The organism is Salinarimonas soli (genome assembly GCF_008386575.1).
Classification (GTDB): Bacteria; Pseudomonadota; Alphaproteobacteria; order Rhizobiales; family Beijerinckiaceae; genus Salinarimonas_A; species Salinarimonas_A soli.
The window spans coordinates 1-26,172 of sequence record NZ_VUOA01000021.1 but is presented as its reverse complement, the minus strand read 5'-3'; the positions used below and the strand labels follow the sequence as shown (position 1 = coordinate 26,172).

Sequence of the window (26,172 nt, the reverse complement as noted above, 5' to 3'; positions counted from 1 at the left end):
ATGCCGCTTTCGGGGCGGCCCGGCTTGAGTTTCGGTGCAAATTGCGCCGGAACTCGTTAATTCAGCAGCTGAACCCACTCAGCGACCTGCTCGGCGCCGATTGCCTGGCGTCAGCCACCGTGTTACGCCTTCCGACGTAGCAAGTGACAGGCGGCCATATCCGCCTCGATGCTCTCGGGCTCCGGATCGCGCCGAACGATGCCCCGGACCTCACCCGATCGCCGCTCCGCTCATCGGCACTCAACAGCACTGTTGCGCCTTGAGAGGAGCCATCATGTACGCCCACACCCAAACCGCTGCATCCTATAACCCCGCCCGCGGCGGCCACGCGCCGAGCCATATCCGCCAGGCCTTCCGCGATGCGCTCGACGCTTACTTCACTTGGGAGGACGGGGCACCCGAGCCGACCGTGATCGTCCGGGGTGTCGAGACCCCCATATCTCGGGTCTGCGGTCTCGTCTGGAACTGCACCGACAAGATGCCCCATACTTCCGTCGATGATGCGCGAGACCTGCTGTCCTGGGTCGAGGCTGGCCGGAACGTGACCACATATGGCCGTGCAGCCCGCATGCTGCGGTCCAAAGTCGAGGAAGCCCTCCGGCCGGCGTAGCGCCTCAGGAGCCCTCGTCCTGCCTCTCCACGGCCGCCAGCGCGGCCGTGGCCTCGCATTCGGCGCTCGCGTCCAAGAGGGCGCGCACCTCCGCGCCGTCGAGGATGTAGGGCGTCCGCCCCTCCATGAACTTCTTGGCGATGAGCTCGCGCGTGTCCACTTGCAGGCCCGTCAGCTTCTCGGGCAGCACCACGACGGGGCGCCCCGTTTTCAGCGCAAGACGCAGGATATCCTCGGCTTTGAGCTCTGGAAGGTCCGGCCGGGTGGTGAGCAGACGCCTTTGGTTCTCTGCCTCGTGCTCCCGTCTGAACTCCTCCATCCGCTCCTCGTGATCGATTCGCTCTGCAGTCTGGGCAACGGCCGCAATGAATGCATGCGCCCGGGGGTTTTCGGTGATGAAGACCTTCGTCCAGAGAGCCTCCCCTTCTGCCGGATCAACAAGTGCCTCGCCTTGCGAGAGCGGTGTGCCTCTCGGTGCCCGGTGGATCCTTCCGGCGCCGTCCGCGTCGTAGCTGACGGTGTATTGGGACCGCTCCTCCTCGTCGCCTGTATCGGGCGCGGGCTCACAGCGACGCCGCTTTGAGGGCCTCCGTCGCTCGACACAATGGACACTGGCCCGCCATAGGCGGTGCGCCGGCGCTGCCTCGTCCTGCATGCGTCTGAGCCCCGTTTGTGCTTTGTCCGTTACCCAGAGCCCATAGGGCAACACGCGCAAGGCGATATGTCAAACGTTGCTGAAATCGAAACGTGTTGCTTCCGACCGCCGGTCCGGGCCCTATTTTGCGACGAAACCTGTGCTCGATAATCGGACGAGGGTGGCCGGGCTGGAGGCGGATGAATGGATCTAGGTTGGGTGGATGTGCTCAAACTCGCGGCGACGACGGGCATCATTACTGCGGTGCTGACCCAGGGCTTCACCTGGCTCCGGGAGAGGCTCACCGCGGCGGAGAAGAAGCGCGACGTCGCAGGTTACCTCGCGATGCGACTGGCAGTGACGCTTGAGGCCTATGCGTCAGCGTGCCAGGATCTGATCGCAAAGAATGACAACGCCGAGCATCTCCCTGACGAGCAGTACCCGGAGTGGAGTGTGAGGCTTCCTGAGCTCCCCCCATACCCTGACGACAGCGACGGATGGCGGGCGCTGAACCGTCGCCTTGCCGCGCGGGCGCTCGAGTTTCGGAACCGTGTTGCGGAGACCCAGGCGCTGATCTTCGGGGTGCTTGAGTACGACGAGGACGATGCCGACGATCTCGTCGCCGAACACGCGTGCGAGCGTGGCTTGGAGGCTTACCGGCTGGCGGTGGACCTACGAAAAGCGAGCGGTCTCGATAGGGCCGAGCTAGTTTGGAACTTTCCTGACTTGCTGGAGCAGAAGCTGGTCGAAACGAGAGCGGTGGTGGCCCAACGGGAACGGGAGCGCGCTGAAACGTCGGCACGCTGGGCGGCAGAGCGGGCGAGCCAAGGAGAGGCGTTAGCCACGGCTCTCGCTGAGCGCGAGAAGTTCGGGACGCGGTCGTTACCGGAGGTGTTAGAGGAGATCGAGCAGCTGCGCGGATCCGACGATCGCCGGTAAATTTCTGTAGTTGTGGCGTTATCCTAGCCTAGCCACCCTCACCGGGGCATGTGCCCAAGCGAGTATGCGAGGAGCGCGGCCGAGCCGGCGTAGAGGAACACGAAGCGCCAGAACATGGGCCCTTGTACCGGCTCCGCCTTGCACGTGGCTGGGGGTGGTTGCCCCGATGCCGGGCCGCCCGATCCGCAGCCGTAGCTCGAGCCCTCAATCGCGCAGATCGTCAGGAAAAGGGCGAGCGCCGCCCCGACCATTGCCAGTTCCTGCAGAATCCCTGATGCCAGCATGGGTGCCTCCCGGATAGCTGGTTAGTCGCAGACGACCTCGGGCAAGCGGATCGTCGGCTCGCGGGCTTCGGGAACGTGGGCTCGCTCCGGATAGCAGTTCTCGTCCATGGTCACGGCCGGGATCGCCCGTGCGACGGTGCTCAAGGCCTGCTCGCCTGGGATCGGCCCATCGGCGCCGCCCGTCGGCAGACTTACGACGCTCAAGGCCGCTGCGAGAACGATGTGAGGAACAATCATGTCGGCCTCCCCGACGATTGACATGAGTTAACCGCGGGGCATGAGATGAGTTGCGGCCATGCTCTTGGGGAGCAATGCGGATGCGTGCACTTCCAGTCTCAGCGAACGACAACCGCGCTGGGTGCCTCCACGAGCTCACCTGGTGGCACCTTGCCCTGCTTGCCGGGTTCCACGCCGGGGCTGCCGTGCTCCTGCATGCGCTGCGTGGCTGAGGTCGCCGCATGAAGATCCCAGCGCTCCCCTTTACGGTCACGAACTGGGCCGAGATCCAGCCCACCATCCACCCTGGCGAGACCGGCCAAGCGCTGTGGCGCATGCTCACGATCGGTGACCTCCGCGTGCGCATGGTCGAGTACACGCCGGGCTATGTGGCTGACCACTGGTGCGACCGCGGCCACGTGCTGCTCGTGCTGGAAGGCGAGCTTGAGACCGAGCTACGCGACGGACGCCGCTTCACCCTGACCCCCGGCCAGAGCTACCAGGTGTCAGACTTCGGCGACGCCGCCCACCGCTCTTCGACACGCACCGGCGCCAAGCTGTTCATCGTTGATTGAGCGACCTCGGCACGGAACTCATCAACCTCCTATTCGTAGAAGCGGGGCCATCCAAAACCCCTTTGCCGATGATCCGTGCGCGGGCTGGGACGACCGTGAAGCAGGCTTGCCTCCGACTCCGGCCGGCTGCTGGACCGGTCCGCGGGATTAGCTCACGTGCGGCCCTGGCGGATTGCCGAGCCTTTGCCGGTGGTGATGCCGCGAGTGACAGCGGCGCGAGATCGGAACGATGGGCGGAACCGAGACCAGCCGTGTACGCTCACGCACGTGCTTATGCTAATTCGCTAATGTATGAGTTCGGGACTCGACGCAACGCAAGCGCTCCACTTTTCGCGGGTGCACGCATTTGGGACGCTGGATCCACGGGATTGTGCGCGCCTCTATGCCGGCGAGGAGCAGCCCACTGACGAGCAGCAGCCCACTGATATGTGCTCAAGGGTGCCTGCCAATTCCTGGGTGCCGATCCCGCACCAACGCCTCCCTGAACGGGCTAGAAATGTTACCCTTCGACCCCTATATGACCTTGCATCGCCGGCTAGGCGGTTTTCGGCGACGCTTGACGCGGTCGAGTCCTACAGGCACGGTAAGGCGGCCTGAACTATCGGCGTCATAGAGGCGTTAAACAGATAGCAGGAATGGAGGATTTCACGATGACCGGCTGGATCGTAAAGACTTAAAGCCGCTAAACCACTCACGCGGGTAGGCGAGCTCCAATTCGTACATAGCTTGCCAGCCCAACTTCTCAGCTTCCCTCATAGCGATCCAGAGATCGTCGACTGTGCCCGCCCTTCCGTCGTCGCTGAGGGTCAGGAAGGCGGGGCTTTGGAAGGCTTCGGCAACTCGGATTGTTATCCGAACTTGCTCATAGAACTCGGCCAGCGCAACTTGGCATGACGCCTTGATCTCTGGCGTTGACTCCATAACGACGTCGTAGAAATCAGTTGTTACTGGACTTATAACGAGCGGGCGGAACGTCTTGTCTGTCCTCGCCCTTTCCCGAACGATTGTGGGAAGAGGGGTTTCCTTTAGAAACGTCTCAAATTTTTCGACACTCCGCCTCACTTCCTCGAATAAGCCTATTACCAGGCGCTTTCTTGCGGTCACGCGGGCCTTGTTGGCGCTGTACATCTCGATGAGGCGCGTCAGCAGAAAGATTATCAAAGTGACGGATGCAGCTAGAATAGCGGGTCCAGCTGGCCCGCTCCCGGTCAACCATGTCCAAAACGCATCCAATAACCCTCCCGAGGGTGTAGTTGTTGGGTTTGTGGCCGCGGTCGATGTCGGTACCGAACTACTCATTTGCTGCCGCCTATCATCGGACTATCCCTAAGCCTTATCATATTTCCAGAAGGGTGCCTCAGCAATGGCGGCTGGGCCTCCCGAACGCGTACAGTGCATCTAGCCTTCGCTAATTGGGGCCAATTAACTTCCCCCACGGGGAGCGGAATGGCATCACCCTCGAAGGGCGACACCCGTGCTGTCGGTGGAGGCTTGAGGCTCCGATAGTTTACCGCAGCCAAGCCGACACGCCCCCGTGCCGCGAGCACGTCCCGGACCGGCTGTGCGAGAAGCTGTAGGTGTCGTCACGGCAGCGCGCGGTCGCGCCCTCGGGCACGCCTCCGCCGATCCGGCGCGAGGGTGCCTGGACGTCCTCGCCGTACCGGTTCTGGTAGCTGCCCTTGCGCTCAAGCTCGAGGACGTTCGGGGCGCCTGGGATGAGCTCGCGGCTGCGGATCTCGCGGGCGCCGGCCCACGTCGAGACGAGCAGCGATGTGGCGATGATCGAAACCGCGAGGACGCGCATGATACTCTCCTTCGCGGCAGAGTTTCACAGCGTGGCCGTGTGAGTCGAGTCCGGGCGGTCATCGAACGCAATCGTCGCGCTGGCCCGTCGGTCCCGCCACCACGCGCCGCTGGGTGCAGAGCCTCGGATGTCGCCTTCTGCTCAGTGACGTGCGCGGAAGGGGGGGGGGGGGGGGGGGGGCTGAAGCTGCCTCGCGCCCTGACCTTCGGTAGGCAATCTCGACTCGACACACCCCGTAGTGGCGGGGCATTCTCGCGCCTCGTACCTGGAGGCTCACATGCTCGCCGACTATGAGGCTTTGGATAGCTGGCTCGTCATGAGGTGTGGGCGTCCCTTAGATCTACCCCCAGGGTTCACGCCCCGCGGTGGTGCGCGCGATCCATCCCATATGCTCGTGCACGGCGTGCCGCGCGATGCGGTCGACCTCGGCGGGCTCGCTGTAGGGATCTCGTACCGAGACCGAGGGGGGGATGAGACAGCCCGCATGGTCCGCCTGCGTCGAGCTTGGCTTGTCGACGGGGATGGGTACGTAACCGCCTTTTGCGAGCTGCGGCGTGAGCCGCGCCTCTTCCGGTTCAGCGGGATCGTGCAACTCGTTGACGCCCAGACCGGCGAGGTGGTTACAGATGTCCTGGCGTTCATGACCGAGCTCGGCGTCCGAGAGCCCGACCCAAACCGCCGTGCGATGTGGGAGAGCATCCGTCTCGGCATGCGGGTTCTCATGGGCCTTGCGGTGAGCGACGGCCAGGTGACCGAGGATGAGGTTCAGAACGTGGTGCTCTATGCCGATCGCCGGGCAGAGGACTTCGGCATCATGCTCGACGAGAAAGATTGTAAGAGGGTGATCCACATCGCTGCACGGCTCCGCCCGGACCTAGAGACCGCGCGAGAGGCCCTCCGCGAGATCACCGCCGATCCCGCACATGCTCGTATCGTCGTGCGCGCGATGCGGGCGCTCAGCATGGCTGATGACTTGGTGTGCGTCGCAGAAAATGCTTTCTTCCGGGACCTAGGCGTGGCGCACTGAGCTGAGACAAGCCTGCGCTCCAGACGATAAGGGTGTGAAGAGGCGCGACCGGATGCGGAAATGAACTGGCTTACGGTTGGAGGCCTGCTCCTTGACATTGTCGGCGCGCTCCTCGGCCTGGTGGCCCGCGTTTCGCCCTGGAGAAGGCGCTCGTCAGCGTTCCGGCGCTCCCGCTCCAAGCGCGCTTCTGTAGCCTGGTTCTCGCCCGCGCAACCCTCCGAGAAGCGCACGCCTTCGTACCTTCGATCAATTTCCGATAATAATTCCCCAGTATCTTTGGCCCGTATTCGGCTGAGCTTCAGCTTGCACGCATACGATTTGTCTATTATCAGCATCAATATAGTTTCTGGTCTCGTGCAATCCAGCGTATCCTATTTCGCACGCGCTCGTGTCCCAGAATTTGTCATAACAACCTGGCGAGTTTTGCAATGGCTGCGGCGGAACCTTATCGGTTCCGCCCGAACCCATTGCACAAAAAACCTTGCTTGCCCGAACACCTTTCGGGGTGATCGCGCACGACCATCGATTTCCGGTCTGTTCACCAAATAGCTCGGTGAATATGTCTTTGTTGACCGGCGTGACAGGCGTTTTGATTTGCTCTCGATGAACACAGAAAGCTACCGGAGGTCCTTGCGAAACCACAGGCGGGAGGCTTTCGCCCGGATCCGCCGCGCAATGCTGGTTCCGAGCCGCGTTCAAACACGCGCGAGTGCCTCCGAGCCGATCCCGGTCAGCACACCGGAACTTCATGTCACTAATCGCGGCTTGTTCAGATGAGCCAGTGCCTCGGATCGTAACATCGCCTGATCCGAAGTTCCAAACACCCGTACATGTCCAGGCGTAAGATCCCGAGCTGATCAAGCTGAAACCTGCCGAGATACTGGCGCACAATAAAATTCGATGCAAAGAAACGAGTTTCATCGCTTTTGCCTCGCACGAACCAACTGCAGTGTCGGCCTAGCAATCTGAAATAAATCTAACAACATATCGCCGTGCAATCAAGCAGGTTGCATCTATTGACGTCCGTGCCGAAAGCTAAAACAGCCAAGCTGATCCGGTGCGCTATTGATTGCTCCTGCGCCCATTCCAGCGCCCCGTCGCTGAAGCGCTCGCCGCCGCAACCTGTCTCCCCGGTCATGAACAAGTGTAAGTCGTTAAGGGGCTTGTCTGCGAACCACTGACCGCTCGCGCGGCTACGTGGCCCGCGTCCGGGACGCGATCCCTGCCGGCCTTGGCTCTCGAAGGTGTCTTAAGACAGGGGCTTCGCCGGCTCAGGGGCTTTCTCGACTGTGCGGTCTAACCCTGAAGCTTGTCTGCCGGCCGATCTGGCGCGCCCTCCCGGCTCACCTGCAGCTTCTGCTTGATCCCGAGCTTGCGCCGGAAGCCGTCATGCATCCTGTGAAGAACACTGTCGGCGAGGGCAAAATCCCGTTTCGTCGACTCCCGCAAATGCTCGAAGAGGCCGTTGACGGCTACCATGCGGGGCCGCAAGGCGAGAACCTGCTCCTTCGTGAGATAGCTACTCGCCTGATTGCCCTCCATCTCTTGCGGCTTCAGCATGTCGGCGAGCTGTGAGCGCTCCAGGTTGAGCGTAGTGAGTCCGTCCAACGTGCTATTGTATTTCAACTCAAGGTTCATAAGGTCGTTGAAGACCTCGTCCTCCTGGATCGCGAGCAGCAGGCTCATTTCTTGAGCGGAGAACTCGACACGATCGGGCACGTTGGCCAGCGGAAGATAGAACTGCCAGGGTTCAGGAGCCTCAGCCGCCCGCGGCTTCTCGCCGACAAACGGCTCCTCCATGTGAGAGTGGAGGCCGTCGAGGAGCGCATGGACTTTGAGGACCTTAAACAGGAGCGAATACGCGTTGGCTTCCTGCTCGGCCTTCCGGTCCTCCGCCCGCTCAGCCTTGGCCCGCTTGGCCTCTTGGCGCTGGCCCAACAAAGTCAGCACACCGCCTACCACGGTGCCGAAGATGCCGGCCCAGAACTCGGCATTCCCCGGAAGAGCCGCCCAGAACGCGGCCAACACGGCCCTGACCGTCTCCATGATCTACTCTGCGGTTTTCAGGAGCGCTCTAACAAGGTGCAGGGACGACCGTCCATCTGTGATCGACCTCGCACCTTGATCATTGCTCTAGCGCATCGGAGGTGCGCTATTTCGCGTCCTTGCTCACCGGCTTCTTCAAGCTGAGGACGCCGTCGATGATCCGCTCAAGCTCCTCCTTGCGAGCTTGGAGATCGGACACGTCGGCCGCATTTGGATAAGCCAAGGCGGCCCGGTCAGCCTGCTGCTTGTTGAGGGAGGCGTGGACCTCGGTCAACACCTTGATAGCCTCCAGAGCCTTGTCGGCAAGAGACTGCGTGATAGGCGAACTGGTCATTTGAGCTCCGCTCAAAAAATCGGGACGCGCGCAATAGCGCCTCCGGGCAGCCGACACAATGCCCTCGTCGCAGCTTCGATGCGCGGCACCGACGCTCCCGCGGCGAGGCAGCACCTACGTAACTGCCTGCGGCACCGCCGGCTCGGGCGCCCGAGAGTACGTCCCATCAAGTGGGCCGTTCTTGCGGCCAAAGACGGCCTCGTTCACGAGGTCGAGCGTGGTCGTCGTGCCGCCCTGGGCGTCCTGGCTGTACGTCACCCCTGAGACGACGAGCGGGAGGCTGCCGGGCCCGGCCGGGAAGAGCATGGGCGACTTCACCGTCACGAGCTCGCGGAGGCGCCAGAGGTCCTCGGTGCCGGGCTTGAACCAGCCCAGGTGCGTGACCTGCACGCGGATCTCCTCGGCGAGCATCTTTCTCGCTTCGTGGTCGACCCGCATCTGGAGCTCGCGTTGGTTCGAGGCCGTCTCGTCGAGCACGATAACCTTGCGGGTGGGATTCCCGCCCGGGATGGTGGCCTTCGCCGAGACCTGGGCGACCTTCTTGCCGCTCTGGCCATCGGAGCCCTGCATCTGCGAGCGCCCGACCACCGTTCCGGCTGCCGGGTCTTCAAGGTAGCATGAGGCCGCCAGGATGTTGCGGCCCTCCTCAAGGGTGACCCCGCTCTCCTTCACCTCGTTGCCCGCCTCGATGTCGCCGTGCTCGTCGGCCGCCAGCCACAGGCCACGCTGTCGGGCCAAGCGCTCGATGAACTCGAAGGGCGTCTCGCCGTGGGCGACACGGGCGGAGCGGAACGGCATGTCCCAGCCCTCTGGTCCGCCCTTGACCCGGAACTTGACACCGTAGGGCTGCAGGACCGAGTTGGCGATGGCGTCGATCTTGGCGTTCGTGAACTGACCGCCCTTCACGTCCGCGCTCGCAATGTCGAGCGGCCCGGCCTTCGAGAAGCCCGACACCATCACGCCGTGGCGGTTGGCGTCGTAGGCCGTCTGCCGGACCGCGATCGAGCCCTCGACGATGAACGGCTTGCCGCCCAGGGTGATGTCGACCACATCGCCGGGCTTGAGGCGCAGGTCCTTCGTGCGCTCCGCGTTCGGCTCGGCCAGCTGGAGATCGAAGAGCCGCTTCTCGCTGGCCTCGATCCCCCATCGGCAGGCAACCGACGTCCACCGGGCGTAGGTCTTCCCGCCCACCTTCACTTCGCAGATCCACTCGCGCGCCATGGCTTTGCTCTTTCAGATGGATTGAGGGACAGCGGGCGCACGTAGGCGCCCTGAGGTGCGTTCGTCGGTGGGGAGCCTAGGTGCCGGCCCCCAACCCTTTCTAGTTCTGCGCCGCCTGCATCGACCGCCCGCGGTTGACGTTCACCTCGCGGAAGAGGCCGTCCATGGACGTGCGGACCTTGGCGTCCTTGAAGGCGCCGTCCAAGAACACGTTCACTGTGCCGTTAGCATCCACCTTCGGGGTGCCGCCGCCGAAGCTCTGCCCCATGAGCGCATCGCCCGGTCGGGCCGTCGCGCCACGGCCGGGTGCCGTACCCTGGGCGTCCTCCGTCGGCGTCTTGCCGATCGGCCGGGCGCCGTCCAGTCCGGCTCGCGGGTGCCCGCGCCAGCCGTGCCAGGGGCCCCAGCCGCCCTTTGCGGCGTTGTCGAGCGCGAAGTCGACCTGATCGCGCCAGGTGCGCGGGTCGGAGGCGTGCGTGCCGAACTTCCTGGTGAAAGCGTCTCCGAGACCCGGGTTACGCAGGCCCGGGATGTTCGACCGGTAGTGCAGCTGGAAGGGCCCGAACGACGTTCCCTTGTCGCCCCCGGGATCCCGACCATGCTGCTTCATGAGCCGATCGGGGTCGAAGCCGTTGAGGCCCTCTGAGCGCGCCACCCGCAATGCGACATTCGGGTCGATGCCACGGGCGCGGGCGGCCCGCGTGATATAGTCCACCACCTCGCGGTTCGTGCCACGGCTCAGGGTCGGCGCAGTATCGCCTCCGCCGGTGTCCCCGCTACCGCCGCCATAGCCGCCCCCTCCGCCCATACGGCGCGCCGGGAATGAGCCGAACCCACCCAACGAGGCGTTCTGGATGAGGCCGCCGAAGCCGCCCCCTCCCCCGAAAGACTGCTGCTGGACCGTGGCGCCGCCGCTGCGCAGCCGCCCGATCTCCTCGGTGAGCTTTTCGATCGTGCGGCGAAGCTCCTCCTGGTCCTTGCGGAAGCGCTCGCCGCTATATGGCCCGATCACCTCCAGCTGCTTCTGCTTGCGACGGAGCTCGGCCTCCTTCTCCGCTAGTACGGGGTTGCCGTCGCGCCCGGTCCCGCCCAGCGGGCCGGGGATACCGTCCAGGGCCTTGAGCGCGCCCAGGAGGCCGTCCTTCTCGTAGGCCTTGGCCGCACGGTTGATCGCGTCGACCGCTTTGGTCAGGTTCTCCGCGAAGGCCTTGAGCTCGCCGCCGACGGGCTCGTTCAGCTTCTTGACCAGCTCCGTGACCGGGGGGAGCAGGTTCTTCCCGATGTCCACCTGGAGGCCCTGCATGGTCTCCCGAAGGTTCGACATCGCGCCGTTGAACTCCAAGGCGGCCGCCGCGCCGGTCTGCCCGATGGAGCGCAGGCGCTTCGCCGTCTCCGCCACGAGCTTGGGATCCGCTGCTGCATCCGCGATCCGGCCGAAGTCCTCCGTGCCGAAGAGCAGCTGGGCCACCCGGCGCCTGCGGACCGGGTCGGTGACGCCCGAGAGCTTCTTGAAGGCTCTGTCGATCGCCTCGTTGACGTTGCCGGCCCCGACCAGGTCCTCGGCGAGGTTCCCCAGCCCCATGGCGCGAAGCTCGGAGTAGACCGAGCCCCACCGACGCCTGATCTGGTCGAAGTTGTCGGCGAACTGCTTAAGCCCCCCGTTGATCGTCTCGTTGCTGACGTTGAACCGTTCACCGATAGACTGGAGCACCCGGAGGCGCTCGACCGCGACGCCGGTCTCCTTGGAGAAGATGGTGAGCTCCTTCGTCCCAATCGCGAAATTCGCCACCGCGAGCGCGACGGCGCCGAGCGCCGATGAGGCCCCAAGCGACACCACACCGATCCGGGAAAGCGCCGGCATCAGGTCGGTTTGGACCGCGCCCGCCGACTTCTTGACGTTCTCGCCGACCAGGCTCCAGTCCTTGGCAATGGCCCGCGCGTGGGGCGCCGCGGCGATGGACGCCATGTCGTTGCGCAGCTTGCGCAGTGGGCCTGAGAACTCGTCTGTGACCTTCGCGACGAGGCGAAGCTGCTCTTCAGCCATTGTGGGGCTCCTCTGGGGTGGTGCCGCTTGAGGCGGCCGGTTCTGCGGGAAGGCGAGCGAGGCGGGCCAGCACGTCGGCCTGGATCTCGTCGAAGGCCTGACGGCACGCGGCGAGCTCCTCGCCACTAATCGTCTTGATGATGTCGGCGTCCGTGATGCCCGCGGAGCGCAGGGCGATCCGGCCGATGCACCGGAGCCGTGCGGCCTCAGCGAGCGCGAGGCCGGCGGTCGTGATGACCTCGGCGACGGGGAGCGGGACGGCTTCGCTCATAGTGTGCTCCCGGCCATCCGCGGAGGTCGAGAGAGCGCCTGTGCATCGAGCCACTCGCCCCAGGCGTCAGGGTCGCTGTGCTCGCCGGCAACGGCAGCGAGAGCAGGCCAATCAGGCTCGACGATGTAGGGATCAATCCAGTCGAACTCTCGCCCGTCACCAGAGCCGAAGCCAGGGACACCGCGCGCGGCGAGAAGCTCCTCGACCACCTCGGAAAGGCTGATGCAGACGAGACAATCGACGGCGAACGCAAGATGCATCGGCAACCCGAGATCAACCGCCGCCTTCGCCGCAACGGGCCCACTTCGGCCAACGATCTGGCCCGCCAGATGCATCAGGGCTGCGTTCCCTCCAGCTGGCGCTCCCCGCTCCGATGCAGGTACAGCGGCGCGGGCCGGCGAGGCTGGCGATCTCGCCCTCGCTTCACTCGCGAGTTTAGTGGCGCGGGTCGCACCGCGCTCCTCGCCCGGTCTGCCTACACAGTTGGAGGCCAACCAGTTAAGCGCCTCCTCGCGGTTTAATTTGCCATCTGGACGAACCGGGAGGCCCTTTGCAATGTATTGCGAGACGCGCGGCCTTGTAATCCCTAGCTCAGCTGCTAGCGAGGCCTTCGTAATCACGGTCACAGGGTTGGCCTCCGTACACATGTGTTAAGTGGTTTTGAGGTATTGCACCTAGATACCCCTCGGGGTCGCGCGTTACCCGCGGAGGGCCACCCCCTCCAGGGGACCCGCAGGCCCTCATGCCGCCTCCGGGTGCTCGGCGCGCCACTCGGCCTCGAGCCGCTCGATCTCCTTCGCCCGCTCACGAGCGAGGTCGACACCGATGTCGTGGCATTCTCCCCACGTGAGATGGACGGGATTGCCGTCCAGTAAGCGGGAGGGAGGCTGCGGCCCGCCATTCCGCTCTGCGATCGCCGCGCGCCCCTCGGGGCTGTCGTCGGTGTGGGCGAGGTCCTGAGCCAGGGCCGTTGCGGCCACGGGTGCGGGAACGCTGCAGATGTCCGAGGCCATCTCCCAGCCGCCACCCACCGCTCGCCATTTGATCGGCCGCTTGAGCACCACCCGTTGGATGCGGAAGCCGGGCGAGAACTCGGGCATGACCGGCGTAAGCCTGCTGGGGAGGGCGGCAATGGGCATCGTCCCCGACCGCACCGCATCGGCAAGTCGACGGGCCTCGTCGGTCTGGATCTTGCGGACGGTCTCCGCGGGGTCGCCGTAGCCTTGGATGAACATCCGAGCGGCGCTTCTGCAGAACCCGGGGTCGAGCATCTCGATGCCCTCGGCGAGGGCTGCTTTGGCGAAGCTCTCGGCGTCCACATGATCGCCGAGACGGAAACCCCCGGAGCGTAGTGCCTGGCGGAGGGCTGCGTAGGCCTGCCCCGTCGCCTTCATCGCCTCGCGGAGGTTACGTGCGGCCTTGTCGATGGCTTCGGCCCCATCGTCGATCTGGTTGGCAACCCGCTCCCGATCGGCCTTTGCCTTCGCGTCGGTAATCGCCGCCTCGGTGGTGGAGATCCGGTCAGCCACGGTGGTGACGGCATCCTCCAGGCCGGCGACCCGGTCGGCGGCATCGCGGCACGCTGCCTCGATCTTGCTGAAGGCCCGAGCGTCCGCACCGTCCGTCTCGACGAGGAAGCGCCGGCGCTCGGCCGTGGCGGTGTCTGCGGTGGCGCGCGCCTGGGCGAGGCGGGTTTCGAGGTCGGTCCGGCGGCGGGTCAGGTCGACGAGCTCGGTCTCGAGCTTCGCGATCGGGGAGCGACGGCTGAACATTTGCGGTCCTTTTCGTGTCGATTGGTGATCGGGCGCCGCGCTCAGCTGCCCGACCTGCGGCCGACCTGGGCGGCCGGCAGGCGGCGGAGGAAGGCTTCGAGGTCCGATCGGAGCACGACCGTGCGCGACCCGTTCTTGCGGGCCATGAGGTCGCCGGAGGCGATGGCTGCGTAGAGCGCCGAGCGCGAGGTCCGGGCCGCCGTTGAGGCTTCCTCGAGAGTCATGGCGATAGGTTGAGCGATGAGCATGGGGTCCTCCATCGGCTCGAACGGTCCCACCGGCGCGGTCTGGACTCCATCCCCGAAATAATTCGACCCGGTGATTTCTTCGGGCGCGGGGTCGTCGTTGAGAGCGCGCTTGGTCTGGGCGAGGAGCCGGCGCGTCAGGGGGCTAAGCTTGCCCTCGGCGGGCGGGGCGTTGCTGGCGAGGGCAGGGGAGAGGCGGTCGTGCAGCACCCGTAGCGGCTCGCCCCAGCCGAGCTCGACGAGGCGGTCGAGCACGAAGTCGACGCCACGGTCGTTGCCGCTAGAAGCCAGGGCCACTAGGCCGGCCAGGTACCCGGCCGACTGCTCGAGCCAGGCCTGGTCCTTGGCGCTCGCCTCGCCGAGAGCCCGTTGTGCCTTCGCCTGCATGCGCTCGGCGCGCTTCACGACGCTGCTCGGGGCCGTCGTCGAGAGACGGGTCAGGATTCCGTCGAGGGAGGTGGCCCGGACCGGGGCTGCGGTGGCGAACAGCCCGATCGCGAGGTAGGCGCCGGGGTAACGGGCCATCTGGGTGTTCGGGGCGCCGGTCAGGGCCAGCCAAGCGGCAAGCTCGAACCTGCGCTTGTCCCGGTCCAGCGGGATGGCCGAGCCTTTGGGTCGACCACGTTGACGGGCGGGTGTGGTGCCGGTCATCGTCTGATCTCGTCGATGCAGCTGATGTCCAGCGAGTAGGGAGCTTCTGCTCCGGCCGACCCGAGGGGCCCGGTGCCACCACCAAGGGCCCCTTTTAGGGGGCGTCTTTCCCGCTTCCCGCAGAACAATGGTTTCAACGACTTAGCGGGGGCTTCCCGCTTCCCGCAGCCTTCCCGGCGGGAAGCTTCCTGCTTCCCGCTTCCCGCACGTCCGGTCCTCGTGATGTCAGACACTTAGCCGATCCTTCCCGCTTCCCGCAGCCTTCCCGCGCGCGCTTCCCGCAAGGGCTTCCCGCATGTCTTGGCCTGCTTCCCGCACAGTTCCCGCACGCCTCAGGCGACCGCGGAGACCACCCGGAGCCCGGTCCGCTCGTTGCGCTTGTCGAACACCTCCGAGACCACCGTGCCCGCCTCAATCCAGCTTTCGATGAGACTCCGCGCGATGGTCAGCGGGACTCCGAACTGGCTGTGGATCCTGCTCGGAGCTGCCCGCTTGCCCGCCTGCGCGGCGCGGGACCATGGGTCACCGGCATCCCACGCTGCCTGGATCGCGTTGAGGATCTGCCCCCGAAGTTCCTCCGGCACGTCCTCGCCCTCGTAGCCGTCGGGGGTCGAAACATGGAAAGCACCACGGCGCCACTCGAGGTGGACTTCCTCGCCCAGGGGGCCGTAGTTGGCCTTCTTCACCTGAAGGATGCGCCGGCTGGTGGAACGTTCATTCGGCGGCCGGGTGAGATAGAGCCGAGATCGCACCGCGTTGTTCCAGGCCCTTGATCCCGCCTCGCCTGACCCGTCGGTGATCCCGCGAAGCGAGGGGTGCGCCAGCATCACGACTGTTGCGCCGAACTCCACACAGATGCGGTTCGGCACCCTGTTCACGAATGAGGTCACCTCGGGCCCGCTGTTTGGCTGCCCCGCGAAGATGTTGGCCGCATGATCAAGGATCACCAACTCGGGCCGGATCTGGTCTATGGCGCGGAGGAGTTTGGCGAGCAGTGCGGTCGGCTGGCCGCCCGGGTGGCTTGCCGTCATCACCATCAAGTGGGCGCCGTCCTTGAGGTCGTCGGCCGTCCACCAGTACGAACCCGCGAGGTCGTCTAGGCCCGCACCTGCGGCCGCGCAGACATCCTGCTGGCGTCGGTGGAGCTCGTCCGTGTCGTCCTCGCTGAAGAGGGCAAGCACCTTGCCGCGGCGCGCGGGGCGTCCCAGGAACGTCTTCCCGAGGTCCACGGCCGTCGCCAGCTGGAGCGCCAGGAGGGACTTTCCGACACCGCCATCGCCCATGAGCAGGGTCGTCTTCTTGCGCGGGATGAGGCCCTCAACCAACCATTCCCGCGGCGGCGGATTTCGGTACGCGAGGAGCGCTGGGCGGGTGAAGGGGAGGGGCTTGGGCTTCGGTGCGACGAGATCCTCGTCCTCGACTGGATCGAAGTCGTTTGCGGGGTCGTCGACCCCGATCGGCCGCTGGCCGTACTCGTAGGCGTGCGCCACGCTCTCGGCCAAGTCCTCGAAGGGCATGGGCGGCTCACAGGTGTCGGCCCACTCCTCGGCCATGAGCTCGACGCAGGCCAGCTCACTGACCCCGAAGTCCTTGATCCGCGCCGCAACCCGGTAAGCCGTTGAGCCCCGCTGACCCTCGGGGACGCCCTTGGGCGCCTCCTGGCTCAGGAAGCGGGCTGCCCGATCGAGAGCCGGCTGCAGGTCCAGCACCGCGTCGCCGTTGGCCTCGGGGCGCGTGCGAGGCGCCGGTGTGCCGATCATGTCGCGCAGCCACGGCGGCGCGCCGCGCAGTGTGCCGCCCCGCGCCACGTAGGGCCGGCTCTGGACGACCGAGCCGGGCGCCAGCACGTAGCCGCCTTCGCCGCGGGTATCCAGCCCGGGCCCGAGCTTTGAGGCGCTCGTGGCCATGGGCTCGGCCGTGGTGAAGTAGTAGTGGACGCCACCGGACGGCGTGTCGACCGTGAACGTGTCGAGCCAGCCCGGCTCGCCGTGGTTCATGTCGAGCGCCTCGAGCGACTCGCGGCCCTTGGCGCCAGCCTTGATGTCGACGTCGAGCGCGACGCACCAGCCATCGTCACCGAAACGGCCCATGCGGATCCCGACGTTGTAGGCGTGCTCGCGGGTGACTTGCAGCACGGGGTCGCGTTCGGTCCACCACGCGCGGATCCGAGCCGGATCCCGGGTGGCGCGCTCCTGCCAGGCCTTGATCGCCGGCAGCTTGCCCTCGGGCACGCACGGGAATACGTAGAAGCCCTGCGCCGCATTGTGAAGCGCGAGGGCCAGCATAGAAGTGCCGCTCTCCTCTTGTTTCGAAAACCGCAACATAGTATCGTCAGACATTCCCTCGCCGGAGGGAGTATCCGAGAGCCGTTCTGGGTGGCCGCCCAGACGGCTTTCCTCGTTCAGGTCCATGCTATGCTGCCTTCCGGGCGTCGCGGTTGCGTTCCCAGGCAACGAGGTCTGAGAGGCGCCAGTAGCGCCGCCGGTTGATCACCATCGGCTGCGGGAATTGTAGCTTCTCGTCCCGCAGCCAACGCCACAAGCTCATGTCGGTCACGCCATACCGATCCCTCACCTTGCGTGAGGAAAGCATCTGCTCGTTCGTATCCATCAATTGTCCCCTGGGCTCGTGTTGTCGAGCCTCATTGTGTCAACGAAGCACGGGGGCAAAGGTCAGCAGAAAGGTGATGGTGAGTTAAAACTTTTTCTTGGAGTCACGCACCGTCGCGGCAGTCTGTTGCGCTCAGCGCAACATCTTGAGATGAGACGCCCAGTCCTGGAGCGCCTGCCGTTTCTCTTTCTCATAGCCGTGTCGATTGTAGATAGCCGCCACACCGCTGATCGTGCCGGCCTTATGGTTCAGGATGGCCTCAACGACGTGTGGGGGGTGTCCGATTTTCGCGATCACCGTCGCAGCCGTGCGCCGCAGGTCGTGGATGACCCAGGGAGCAATCGCGACCTCGTCGGGGTCGTCGCCTTGCTCAGTCGCGGCGTGCCTTGCAAGCTCGAGCACCTTCGCATCAAGGCGGGCCTTGGCTTTCGAGTAGCCGCTCGCGGGCCGCTCGCCATTGGTGCTGAAGATGTGGCCCGCCTTGCCGGCGACGCGTGGGATTGACGCGAGCACGGCCCGCGCCTCAGGAGCTAGTGGGACCTCATGGGCGAGGCCGTTCTTCGCTCGCTCTTTTGGGATCACCCAGGTGGAGCCGTCCTTCGAGAGCTCAGAGCGGGTCATCTGCGCGACCTCGTCCCGCCGCTGCCCCGTCAGCGCCAGCAACTGGAACATCGGGCCGAACGGAAACCCCAGCGAGTCGCTGGCGCGCCAGAAGAGGCGTAACTCGTCGTCGGACAGCACGCGGTCGCGGCTCACCTCCTGGGTTGGTGGTTGGATCCGCACCGCTGGCGATGCATCAACGATGCCGCGGTCGACCGCCCAGTTGAACATCTTCCGAACCGCGGCGAGGCTGCGGTTAGCGGCGACCGGGGTGCCACGGTCGACGAGCCCATCGAGCAGATCGACGACGTCCCGGCGACCAATGTCCTTGATCCTCCGGGTGCCCCATGCCGGTAAGACGTGCAATCTGAATAGGCGCTCCACCTCTTCGGCGGTCCGAGGGCGGTTATTAGGCGTCACGTGCCGGCGCAGGAACTCTGCGACAACGCCCGAGACGAGGTCCCGGTCTGCCGGCTCTTCCGCCGCGGCACGGCGCTGCGCGATCTTCTCGGCGCCTGGATCGCGGCCGGCAGAGACCGCCAGGAGCGCCTCGCGGGCCCGCTCACGAGCGGTTGCGAGGTCCAGGGCAGGGTAGGGGCCCAACGTCAACTTCTTCGGCTTCCCGCCCGCCCGGTAGCGGACCGCGAACGACTTAGCCCCAGAGAGCTGGACGATGAAGTACAGCCCTGGCAGGGCGCCGTCCGGGATCTCGAGGCGCTTGGCCGAATCCGGCCGCATGCGCTCGATGCTCTGAGCGGTCAGAATTTTCGCCATCGTCGTCTCCCCCTCTCTGGTCTACACGAACGAGGAACCTGGAAGGTTTCCGGGTAACGCCGGGGTAACGGGACCGCTGGGTTAAGCCGCGTTTCCCGGCGTTCTAACAGTGCCGCACGAGAGGCAGAAAGCCGTTGAGTTGTAAGCGCTTGAACCACAACAATCGATGCAGGTTGTTCGCTCTCGTTAGAGACCTTGACCAGATTGTGGATCTGGGGGTCCCCCGTTCAAGCCGGGGCGGCTGTACCACTCAAATCAGGCACTTAGCCTCAAGCCGCCCGGGCGCCGCTTACCAAAACGCGGCGCTGGTAAGCGCGTGGTAAGCAGGGCGCCAGATTCGCGCTCTCAAACCCAGGCCGGCAGGTCACGCCCGAGCCCCCGGGCGTTGCTGTTATGGCAATCCCTCGTGGCCAGCCCCGCTGCTAATCTGCTAAGGATTGGGCGGGTAGGCGAATTCGGCCCGCCCGGCGCTTGTGCCTGTTCTCTGCCTGTAAAAACAGGCACTCGGCGGTCACACACCCTCAGCCGCCGGCGTCCAGAGGTCGACGTGATAGGTCCTGCGCAGGTCGCAGTCTTCGACGGCTACGTGTGACGAGCTTCCTGACATTGCAGGCGCAGTTCCCTTGGGTTAGCTTCCAGAGCAAGACCCGAGCCGATGATCTCCCGTGAGCCGCTTATTCTTTCCGGCACTCCCGCGCGTCACTGTCATTCGTGCGATCCTGGCAGTCCTGTTGCTTGCCTATCTCGCAGCGAGCCTGGGCCCTGGTTGCCACCCCGGGATGTCTCCCTCTACGGTCGAGACGCTGCTCGTCGATGCCGACCTCGACGGCGGTGAGGACGCGGGTTCGACGGCTGCCGCTCCGCGCTGTGACCGCCGGAAGGAAGTCGCACCATTCGGAGCACGGTTGGCGATCCCGACTGCAAGCGCATGCGGACCGCTCAGCTGTCCCGCCCACTGCGCGACTGGTCCGCCAGCGGCTTGATCGCCCGGGGTGCGCGAGAGTGCGCGCCTGTCGCACGTTACCGGTCGAATGGGCTAGCGACGCCGGCGTATGAGCATTCCCCTATGACCCGCCATGCCGAGCCTGCCGACCACCGGCTCGCTCGTCCGGACACTCGCCTCGACAGGGCCGAGCGGCCGAGGTGGCTACGACGAAGTGAAGCATCCATGGACGATCTCCTTCCTCAGACGCTCAAGGTTCTCGGTATCATCTGGATCAACGTTATCCTCTCAGGTGACAACGCCGTCGTGATCGCACTTGCCTGCCGCGGTTTGCCCGACGACAAGCGCCGTCTCGGTATGGTGCTCGGCGCCGGAGTGGCTGTCGCCCTGCGTATAGTCTTCACCCTGCTCGTTGCGAGCCTCCTGTCGACGCCGTTCCTGAAGATCATCGGCGGAGCACTCCTTCTGTGGATCGCCGTCAAACTCCTCACCGACAACCCCGATGAGAACGACGAGGTCAAGGAAACGGACCGGCTCTGGAGCGCCGTGTGGACGGTCGCCGTCGCGGACGCGGTCATGAGCCTCGATAACGTCCTCGCCATTGCTGCCGTGGCGCAAGGGTCGACCTGGCTCATGATCTTCGGCTTGGCGATCTCCATCCCGCTTATCGTCGCGGGCGCGGCCCTGATCCTGGCCGTCCTGGACCGCGCGCCAGTGCTGATCTGGGCTGGGGCGGCACTCCTCGGCTGGGTGGCGGGTGATATGATCGCCTCCGATCCCTGGCTTGCCTCCACTTACGGTGAACAGACCATGCATCGCTGGGACCTGCCGGCCTCGGCCCTTGCAGCAGCTCTGGTGGTTGTGACGGCCTTCGTGGCTCGGCGGCGGTCGACCGCGGGAGCGTGACTGATCAGGACGAGGCAGGTGCAATGATCAGAGGTGGCGCAATGATCCTCGCGGCGCTTGTTGCAAGCGCTTGGCTTCTCTTGTTCCTGGCGGTCGACCATGAGGGCCTCGGCTCGCCGAGGCGCCTCGGCTATGACCTGGAGCGGCGCCTTCGGCGCGCCCGGGCGACCATGTCAGCAGCATTCTCGCGTCGCAGCGCCTGGGCTCTGATCGCGCTACATTTCGCCGTCGTCTTGGGGGTAGGTGCCGGCCTATGGTGGTTTATCCTGCCGGACGCACCCGATGAAGCTCTTTACGCGACGCTGAAGGCCGCCGGCGCCGGGATCTATGCCGAGCTCTGGGCGATGCGGTTGCGGGCTTGATCGACAGCAGCTCGATCCGGGCCAGCCGCGCCCCCTTGTCGAACTATCGCGAGGCGCTACAGGTCTCGCAGATGATCGGTACCTTTACGCCAGGATAGGTCGAGAAGTGGCGCTGGCGCGCGCCTTCGGCAGGGTGAGCAACTCCTTGGATCAGGTCCTAAGCGTCCTCAGCGCGGGCAGCGATTGGCTCGCTCTTGCGCTATGATATCAGCGACTTTCGCCCGATCTCGTGCCGACAATGGCACGTCAGCCAGGTTGTCGTACCGGCAGCCCGCGTTGCCAAACTCCCGAATGGCACGTGCGGTCTTGAAGCAGTAGCCCGCGTCTTTGTAGACGGCGTTGCGCTCGGCCCATAGCTCATCGCAAGGAAAGTCGGCGTAGCTCAGGGTCGGCATGCAAGACGCGATCGTGGCGATCGCTACGAAAAGAGCCTTAATCAAGCCGTGCTCCCTTGGGCCGAGCTTCTGAATTGATCAATAATAGGACCGGGGGTTGATGCGCCCCGGTCTGCTTCGGCACCCAATCAATTCAGAGATTTCACGCTGCCCATGATCGCGTCGATCGCGTCACGATGCTCGGCTCGCTCGTCTTCCGAGCCCCAGATCGAGAACATGATCACGCGGTTCTTGCCGCCGGGGAGCAACATGAGGTCAACCCGGGTGGGGCCGTTCTTGTCAGTGGTGTCGTACCGGAAGTTCGTCGCCTCGAGGCCGGCAAAGTTGCCTTCCGTCTGCTTTGGGGTCACCTTCTTGATCCCGTTGTCCCGCATCCACTGGTCGTTCGTGGCCAACATGGCGTCGAGGTTTTTGGCGGTGGCCGCCTCGACGTAAATCACGACGTCCTCGTTAGGCGTGCGGGCCGAGAAGCCATAGTCGATCTTCTGGATGATCCAGTCATCCGGGACCGACATCGTCAGCGCTGGATCGTTCGACGGCACGGCGAAGTTCTTAGCCTCCGCAGCCCCAACGAGGCCGACAACCACCATCGCGGCCGCAACAAACCTGTTCATCTCTGCCCCTTATGTCAGTTCTCGCATCGTGCGTGCGAGGCGACACACCTTGGCAAAACTTGAGCGCATTTGACACCTAGAACGCGCGTCGTAGCTAACGCTTCGTTCGCCGAGGGGAGATTTCAACAACCGGCGCGAGGACCGGCCACCTGTATTTCACTTGTATCATTATTAGTTGAGTGCCCGATCGGGGGCCTGTCATACTGACATGCTCCCCGCCGCTGAATCTGCTTAGGATGGGACAGGCAGGCGACCACGGCCCGTTTGCGCTGGCGCTCGTCATCAAAGACGGCGGAGATCCTGTGCCGCAGCCTTCATCGGCGCATTCACGAGGTTGCTGACCGTGCTCCCAGCACCAAGACGGGATGGAAGGCAGACGGAGTACAAGCCCACCCTCAACAGCGCGTTCGCGCCATCGTAGGGTAGTGCGACAGGTCTCTTCTACGCATTGCGAATCGTGACCGACACCGCAGCCTCACGTTGCGGATCGGCCAGCACCTCATGGCGCTCTCCGCTGTGCTCGAGGTGCGCCCGTCGCGGTGGACCGGCGCTCCTCATTCGGGACCGCCCGCGGTCAAGCCACCCGCCGATCCAGCCAAGTGGCCTCAAACGCCTTCCAGGCCTTCAAAAGGTCGCTCAGGACATCAGAGCGGCGCAGATCATCCGGCCGAAGCCCAGCCATGGTCAGCGCTACCCGCTAGAGCGTCCGAAGGGTCAGTGCCTCGTTCGCGCTCGCCGGCAGCTCCGCGAGATTGCGGGTCGCTGCCAGGATGCTGATTGCCCGGATGTCTGCATCCTCGTCACTACGAACAGCACGCCTGATCTCGTTGAGAGAGTGGGTTCGGTCGTCCAAAGATCCGCCTCGCAGGTTGGCTTGAGCAAGCCTCCCCCGTGCCGAGATTCGTCGGGCGGATCTGTGGCCGAAGCGTCGGCGACCCTGCAATGGCAACTCGGGCAAGGAGGCCGGCAGGAGCCCTGTTTCTTCCCCGCATGCCAGCCGGCAGAGGTGATGATCACGCAACGCTCGCCTGTTTTCCAGGAGGAAGGCGCACGAGCGTCGCGCTGAGGCCTCCTGGTTTCGCTCTGATCCGGCGCCCATTGAGCCGCGCGCGCTTCGCTCGGTCAGGCGTTCTTCGTTCTCCGCTGGAAACTAGGGTATCGTCAACTGCATCGGGGCACGGTTCGACATCGGCCCGTTTCCCTGTGGGTCGGTGCCCCCACGGGCCCCGCCACCCCTGCCCGGGTGGCGGGGCTTTCGCTGGGTCGGGGCCGAGCGCGGACGCATCCCCACCGGCGAAATGGGCAGGTTGACCTCGGTCGATGCTCCAGCGGGTGCATCTCCAAGGAGCTGAGCCAGCTGCTTGCGGGCGCGGTGCAATCGGCTTGCAATCGTGCCGCGGTCGACGTTCGCGATCTCTGCCGCTTCCGGGTAGGTCAGGCCGTCGACGCCGACCAGGTACACGGCTTCACGCTGGTTCGGATCAAGGTGCGCGAGAGCAGCGCTCAGATCCTTGAGGTTGAGCTGATCGATCTGATCCGGTGGGGACACGAGGCCTTCCGCCCACAGCCCGTCAACGTCCTCCACCTCTCGCCGCCGGCGCCGGAACTCGGAATAAAACTGGTTGCGCAGGATGCTGTAGAGCCACGGCACCAGCCTCGTCCCTGGTTCGAAGCTGGCGCTGTTGGCCAGAGCCTTCGCGATCGTCTCTTGTGCCAAGTCGTCCGCACGATCGTGGCTGTGGGAGAGCGAGTAGGCATACGTCCAGAGGCGCGGCCACGCGGCAAGCAAGCTGTTCCTGAACAGGGTCTCCTCGTCAGCCCTCATCCGGGGGCGGGTACGCACGGCAGCAAGCTGAAGCCAACCGGGCTGACGTATGGCCCGGCGTGCAACGCGCCTGAAACTCGCCTCCCTCACCCTAGCGTAGGTAATGAAGGCATGTTTCCCGTTCTCGGATCTGCGCATATCTGCCCCCAAGGCATATCGATTTTGAGCAATCCTGTAGGAAGCGATCGATTGCGCCGCAATCGAAATTGCGGGCTCCGTTCGCGGACTGAGCTTATCGCTACGGCTGTGACTTATATGTCGGTGGCCGGAGTACGGGTGTGCCCTTCCTCACGTCCCGCGCGTCAGTCGCCGCGGAGACTGGGCGGTGTTCTGCCACGCCCGCCCGAAGCGGCTCCGTACCTCGCTGAGGGCGCCACGGCTCCGGTCGGACCGGCGCTTGCGTTAGCCATTCGTTAATCAATCGGGCACAGCTTTGCCTTAATGCGGCTCAACAACTGGCAACGACCAGACCGCAGGGAGGAACACCGGGATGCTTGGAATCGCCAGTGTGTGGCTGCTCTGCGCGGCCATTCTCCTCGAGGGTGCTCATAGGGCTCCCCTCGTCGAAAGCCATTTGTAGAGGCTCAGAGCAGCCCGAAGCCTTTGAGCATTGCCCAGAGTAGGAAGCCGATCCACAGCACGTTAAGTGCGCCGCCGAACGTGAGCGCTGCGAGCGGCCAGAGGTCGGATGCATGCTCCTGAGAGCCTCGTGGATCGTCGTCCTGCATGGCTGCTGCCCTGTCGCCTCTGGCCGCCAGCCTTCTCGAGGGCTGCGCTCTGGCTCTTCATCGACGCCTTGTCGTTTGGGGTAGCGTGCCTTTGCCCGAAGAGCATCCCCCAGAGAGGGGAGGGACCTCACGAGGGAAGCGACGTGTGTCATTCTGGCACTCCGTTGCTCCAGCGACAGTCCAGCCTTTCCGGCTTGTACTCAGCACTCCGGCTTCGCTTCCCGTGAGCTGACTCAGCATAGCGCCAGAGTTCGAATCATCACGGGTGGTCGACGCGCAGCAGATCACGAGTTTGCATGCCCCTGGTTCATGCCTAGGGTTTATGAGCTCTTATCATGCACGGAGAAAAGTGCCCGCGGTGCGCCTCAGGTAGCTCTGAAACCGTAGCAGTAATAACGGCATGTTCTCGAAGGCCTGGATAATCTCAGCCTGCGAGTAGCCCCAAGTCGCGCTCCCGCGCCGAGTTCGTGTGACCCGTGCGCTACAGCACCGAGATGGGAATGCCGTTACGGCGACCTAAGGAAAGATCGAGCAGACAGGAGGAACAATGATGACTGTGCTGAACTCGGCCGTTCGAACGCTCGGTAAGATCGTCCTCATTGGGGCCGCAACTCTGGCCGTCACCGCCTGCAACAGCGCTGGCAGTCTCTCGCTCGTCTCGCCCATGTACGCGAGCCTTTTGAACCAAACCACCAGCCCAAAGCCAGTTGTGCCCGCCCGTGCGCCGGCGTTCGTTTCCGCTTGCCGAGACGCCGTTGCCCGAACCGCGCAATCGCATGGTGCCGTCTATGTCGAAGCTAAGGGCGCCAGCCCACTCGAGCAGATGGCCAGCGGCGGATCCGAGATCACGATTGACGTTCGCATCGTTTACCCTGGTGTCGAGCAGGCGCAGGTCCGCCAGGCGCTAATCATCTGCCGTTTGGACGAGGCGGGGAGCGTTGTAGCCCTCGCATCAGCAGAACAGCCGGGCAGTGTTGCCGAAAGCGGTGGGACGACTGCCCACGCGATGTAAGCGCCAGGTACGCGGCAGTCATGCCGTCAGCGGCGTCCACAGATCCACGTAATAGGCCCCGCACAGGTCGTACAACTCGACGGATTGGCCGTTGATGCAGCCTTTATCCCGAGCTAGGTCGGTGCGCAGCGAGGCAAGCCCCATATCCCCGAAGCGATTGAGCAGAGCAGCCTTGTCGAACTGCCACGAGGCGCCGTGGGTCTTGCAGGCGATCCGCACCTTGGCGCCCGGGTAGGTGGAGAGCAGGCGCTGGCCGGTGATCGATTCTTCGCCGCCCGCCGCCGCTCCTCAAAGCGGCACATTCCCTGACCAACTTCTCGGCAGTCATAACCGCCCAGCTTCCACACCGCGCGTACTTGCGACGGCAAAATCCTGAAACCCTTGTTGCGACGGTCAAAGAACGTGGCGGACAAAGCTGCCAAGCTCATGTGATCCGATCGTTAGCGCTCGCATACGGAGCATCTCCAGCGAGCGATGCGATCCAGCTGTAGTTCCAGATCACGACGGAGCCAGTCATGCCACGCATGTTGCCGTTTCCTTCCCGCCGCCTGTGGGCAGCCGCCGGTGCCGCTCTCAGCTCAGCACTCATTGTCTGCGGGAGCGTGGCCGTCGCGCATCAGGACAAGTATGCTATATGCGTACCAGGTGGGCTCTCGTTCGCGGAGTTCCGAGGATACGAGGACTGGACAGTGATTTCGCTGAGCAAGAGCGAGAAGCACTTCGCGGTCAC

The 26,172-nt window shown here is 64.7% G+C and carries 29 protein-coding genes and 1 pseudogene; 9 read left to right on the top strand and 21 right to left on the bottom strand.

Features of this window, described 5'->3' with window-relative positions:
- Window positions 1-274: 274 nt before the first annotated feature.
- On the top strand, window positions 275-610 hold the full coding sequence (locus tag F0L46_RS11870) for a BRA0787 family protein (protein ID WP_149817748.1): 336 nt from the start codon (window positions 275-277) through the stop codon (window positions 608-610).
- Between the two features lie 4 nt (window positions 611-614).
- On the opposite strand, the gene F0L46_RS11865 is transcribed toward F0L46_RS11870, so the two are convergent.
- Complete coding sequence (locus F0L46_RS11865) at window positions 615-1,265, bottom strand: hypothetical protein (protein ID WP_149817746.1); 651 nt, start codon at window positions 1,263-1,265, stop codon at window positions 615-617.
- 183 nt (window positions 1,266-1,448) lie between these two features.
- On the opposite strand from F0L46_RS11865, the gene F0L46_RS11860 reads away from it, so the two are divergent.
- Window positions 1,449-2,183, top strand: a complete 735-nt coding sequence (locus F0L46_RS11860) for a hypothetical protein (protein WP_149817744.1) — start codon at window positions 1,449-1,451, stop codon at window positions 2,181-2,183.
- 38 nt (window positions 2,184-2,221) lie between these two features.
- Here the strand turns inward: F0L46_RS11860 and F0L46_RS26155 are convergent, their stop codons facing one another.
- Entirely contained in the window at window positions 2,222-2,467 is a 246-nt protein-coding gene (locus F0L46_RS26155; protein ID WP_188311938.1) for a hypothetical protein, read from the bottom strand.
- 21 nt (window positions 2,468-2,488) lie between these two features.
- Window positions 2,489-2,704, bottom strand: coding sequence for a hypothetical protein (locus F0L46_RS11855; RefSeq protein WP_149817743.1), 216 nt, complete (start codon window positions 2,702-2,704; stop codon window positions 2,489-2,491).
- Window positions 2,705-2,784: 80 nt separating this feature from the next.
- Between F0L46_RS11855 and F0L46_RS27060 the strand changes: the two genes are divergently transcribed.
- Together F0L46_RS27060 and F0L46_RS11850 are read left to right on the top strand one after the other, a co-directional pair.
- Window positions 2,785-2,916, top strand: a complete 132-nt coding sequence (locus F0L46_RS27060) for a hypothetical protein (RefSeq protein WP_276315530.1) — start codon at window positions 2,785-2,787, stop codon at window positions 2,914-2,916.
- A 9-nt stretch (window positions 2,917-2,925) separates the two neighbouring features.
- Window positions 2,926-3,258 (top strand): DHCW motif cupin fold protein, encoded by a 333-nt coding sequence (locus tag F0L46_RS11850; protein WP_149817741.1) that lies wholly within the window; start codon window positions 2,926-2,928, stop codon window positions 3,256-3,258.
- 645 nt (window positions 3,259-3,903) lie between these two features.
- Here the strand turns inward: F0L46_RS11850 and F0L46_RS11845 are convergent.
- Both F0L46_RS11845 and F0L46_RS11840 read right to left on the bottom strand, forming a co-directional pair.
- Window positions 3,904-4,362 carry a hypothetical protein gene (locus F0L46_RS11845; protein ID WP_149817739.1) on the bottom strand — a complete coding sequence of 153 codons (459 nt, stop codon included), beginning with the start codon at window positions 4,360-4,362 and terminating at the stop codon, window positions 3,904-3,906.
- Between the two features lie 403 nt (window positions 4,363-4,765).
- Complete coding sequence (locus F0L46_RS11840) at window positions 4,766-5,062, bottom strand: DUF3761 domain-containing protein (protein ID WP_149817737.1); 297 nt, start codon at window positions 5,060-5,062, stop codon at window positions 4,766-4,768.
- 277 nt (window positions 5,063-5,339) lie between these two features.
- On the opposite strand from F0L46_RS11840, the gene F0L46_RS11835 reads away from it, so the two are divergent.
- A complete protein-coding gene (locus F0L46_RS11835; RefSeq protein WP_149817735.1) occupies window positions 5,340-6,089 on the top strand; it encodes a WYL domain-containing protein in 750 nt (249 codons plus the stop codon).
- A gap of 1,296 nt (window positions 6,090-7,385) precedes the next feature.
- On the opposite strand, the gene F0L46_RS11830 is transcribed toward F0L46_RS11835, so the two are convergent.
- The 11 genes from F0L46_RS11830 to F0L46_RS11780 all read right to left on the bottom strand — a co-directional run bounded on the left by F0L46_RS11830 (window position 7,386) and on the right by F0L46_RS11780 (window position 18,657).
- The gene (locus tag F0L46_RS11830; RefSeq protein WP_149817732.1) at window positions 7,386-8,135 is read right to left on the bottom strand and encodes a hypothetical protein; all 750 of its coding nucleotides are present in this window, start codon (window positions 8,133-8,135) and stop codon (window positions 7,386-7,388) included.
- 106 nt (window positions 8,136-8,241) lie between these two features.
- A complete protein-coding gene (locus tag F0L46_RS11825) occupies window positions 8,242-8,469 on the bottom strand; it encodes a hypothetical protein (protein ID WP_149817730.1) in 228 nt (75 codons plus the stop codon).
- 114 nt (window positions 8,470-8,583) lie between these two features.
- Complete coding sequence (locus F0L46_RS11820; protein WP_149817728.1) at window positions 8,584-9,690, bottom strand: phage baseplate assembly protein; 1,107 nt, start codon at window positions 9,688-9,690, stop codon at window positions 8,584-8,586.
- A 100-nt stretch (window positions 9,691-9,790) separates the two neighbouring features.
- Window positions 9,791-11,734, bottom strand: coding sequence for a hypothetical protein (locus tag F0L46_RS11815; protein WP_149817727.1), 1,944 nt, complete (start codon window positions 11,732-11,734; stop codon window positions 9,791-9,793).
- Entirely contained in the window at window positions 11,727-12,005 is a 279-nt protein-coding gene (locus F0L46_RS11810) for a hypothetical protein (protein ID WP_149817725.1), read from the bottom strand. Before F0L46_RS11810 ends, F0L46_RS11815 begins: the two co-directional genes overlap by 8 nt.
- Window positions 12,002-12,340, bottom strand: coding sequence for a hypothetical protein (locus F0L46_RS11805; RefSeq protein ID WP_149817723.1), 339 nt, complete (start codon window positions 12,338-12,340; stop codon window positions 12,002-12,004). The genes F0L46_RS11810 and F0L46_RS11805 overlap by 4 nt, the downstream gene beginning before the upstream one ends.
- Window positions 12,341-12,745: 405 nt before the next feature.
- Complete coding sequence (locus F0L46_RS11800) at window positions 12,746-13,777, bottom strand: hypothetical protein (RefSeq protein ID WP_149817721.1); 1,032 nt, start codon at window positions 13,775-13,777, stop codon at window positions 12,746-12,748.
- Window positions 13,778-13,818: 41 nt separating this feature from the next.
- A complete protein-coding gene (locus tag F0L46_RS26840; RefSeq protein ID WP_240539968.1) occupies window positions 13,819-14,673 on the bottom strand; it encodes a helix-turn-helix domain-containing protein in 855 nt (284 codons plus the stop codon).
- Between the two features lie 332 nt (window positions 14,674-15,005).
- Entirely contained in the window at window positions 15,006-16,958 is a 1,953-nt protein-coding gene (locus F0L46_RS11790; RefSeq protein WP_188311936.1) for a bifunctional DNA primase/polymerase, read from the bottom strand.
- Window positions 16,959-17,085: 127 nt separating this feature from the next.
- Window positions 17,086-17,283: a helix-turn-helix transcriptional regulator gene (locus F0L46_RS11785; protein ID WP_149817718.1), complete on the bottom strand. Its 198-nt coding sequence runs from the start codon at window positions 17,281-17,283 to the stop codon at window positions 17,086-17,088.
- A 132-nt stretch (window positions 17,284-17,415) separates the two neighbouring features.
- Entirely contained in the window at window positions 17,416-18,657 is a 1,242-nt protein-coding gene (locus tag F0L46_RS11780; RefSeq protein ID WP_149817716.1) for a tyrosine-type recombinase/integrase, read from the bottom strand.
- 1,168 nt (window positions 18,658-19,825) lie between these two features.
- On the opposite strand from F0L46_RS11780, the gene F0L46_RS11775 reads away from it, so the two are divergent.
- Together F0L46_RS11775 and F0L46_RS11770 are read left to right on the top strand one after the other, a co-directional pair.
- Window positions 19,826-20,506 (top strand): TerC family protein, encoded by a 681-nt coding sequence (locus tag F0L46_RS11775; protein ID WP_149817714.1) that lies wholly within the window; start codon window positions 19,826-19,828, stop codon window positions 20,504-20,506.
- 41 nt (window positions 20,507-20,547) lie between these two features.
- Window positions 20,548-20,868 carry a hypothetical protein gene (locus F0L46_RS11770; protein ID WP_149817712.1) on the top strand — a complete coding sequence of 107 codons (321 nt, stop codon included), beginning with the start codon at window positions 20,548-20,550 and terminating at the stop codon, window positions 20,866-20,868.
- Window positions 20,869-21,035: 167 nt separating this feature from the next.
- Here F0L46_RS11770 and F0L46_RS11765 read toward each other — a convergent pair whose 3' ends face one another.
- The 4 genes from F0L46_RS11765 to F0L46_RS26150 all read right to left on the bottom strand — a co-directional run bounded on the left by F0L46_RS11765 (window position 21,036) and on the right by F0L46_RS26150 (window position 24,430).
- On the bottom strand, window positions 21,036-21,263 hold the full coding sequence (locus F0L46_RS11765) for a YARHG domain-containing protein (RefSeq protein ID WP_149817710.1): 228 nt from the start codon (window positions 21,261-21,263) through the stop codon (window positions 21,036-21,038).
- Window positions 21,264-21,391: 128 nt separating this feature from the next.
- The gene (locus tag F0L46_RS11760; protein ID WP_149817708.1) at window positions 21,392-21,877 is read right to left on the bottom strand and encodes a hypothetical protein; all 486 of its coding nucleotides are present in this window, start codon (window positions 21,875-21,877) and stop codon (window positions 21,392-21,394) included.
- 1,150 nt (window positions 21,878-23,027) lie between these two features.
- Entirely contained in the window at window positions 23,028-23,702 is a 675-nt protein-coding gene (locus F0L46_RS11755; protein WP_188311935.1) for a sigma-70 family RNA polymerase sigma factor, read from the bottom strand.
- Between the two features lie 584 nt (window positions 23,703-24,286).
- On the bottom strand, window positions 24,287-24,430 hold the full coding sequence (locus F0L46_RS26150; protein ID WP_188311934.1) for a hypothetical protein: 144 nt from the start codon (window positions 24,428-24,430) through the stop codon (window positions 24,287-24,289).
- Between the two features lie 547 nt (window positions 24,431-24,977).
- Between F0L46_RS26150 and F0L46_RS11750 the strand changes: the two genes are divergently transcribed.
- Entirely contained in the window at window positions 24,978-25,442 is a 465-nt protein-coding gene (locus F0L46_RS11750) for a hypothetical protein (RefSeq protein WP_149817704.1), read from the top strand.
- Between the two features lie 18 nt (window positions 25,443-25,460).
- Here the strand turns inward: F0L46_RS11750 and F0L46_RS11745 are convergent, their stop codons facing one another.
- On the bottom strand, window positions 25,461-25,661 hold the full coding sequence (locus F0L46_RS11745) for a hypothetical protein (RefSeq protein ID WP_149817702.1): 201 nt from the start codon (window positions 25,659-25,661) through the stop codon (window positions 25,461-25,463).
- A gap of 296 nt (window positions 25,662-25,957) precedes the next feature.
- Here F0L46_RS11745 and F0L46_RS26595 point away from each other — a divergent pair.
- A pseudogene (locus tag F0L46_RS26595) lies at window positions 25,958-26,172 on the top strand (cytochrome P460 family protein); the annotation flags it as partial.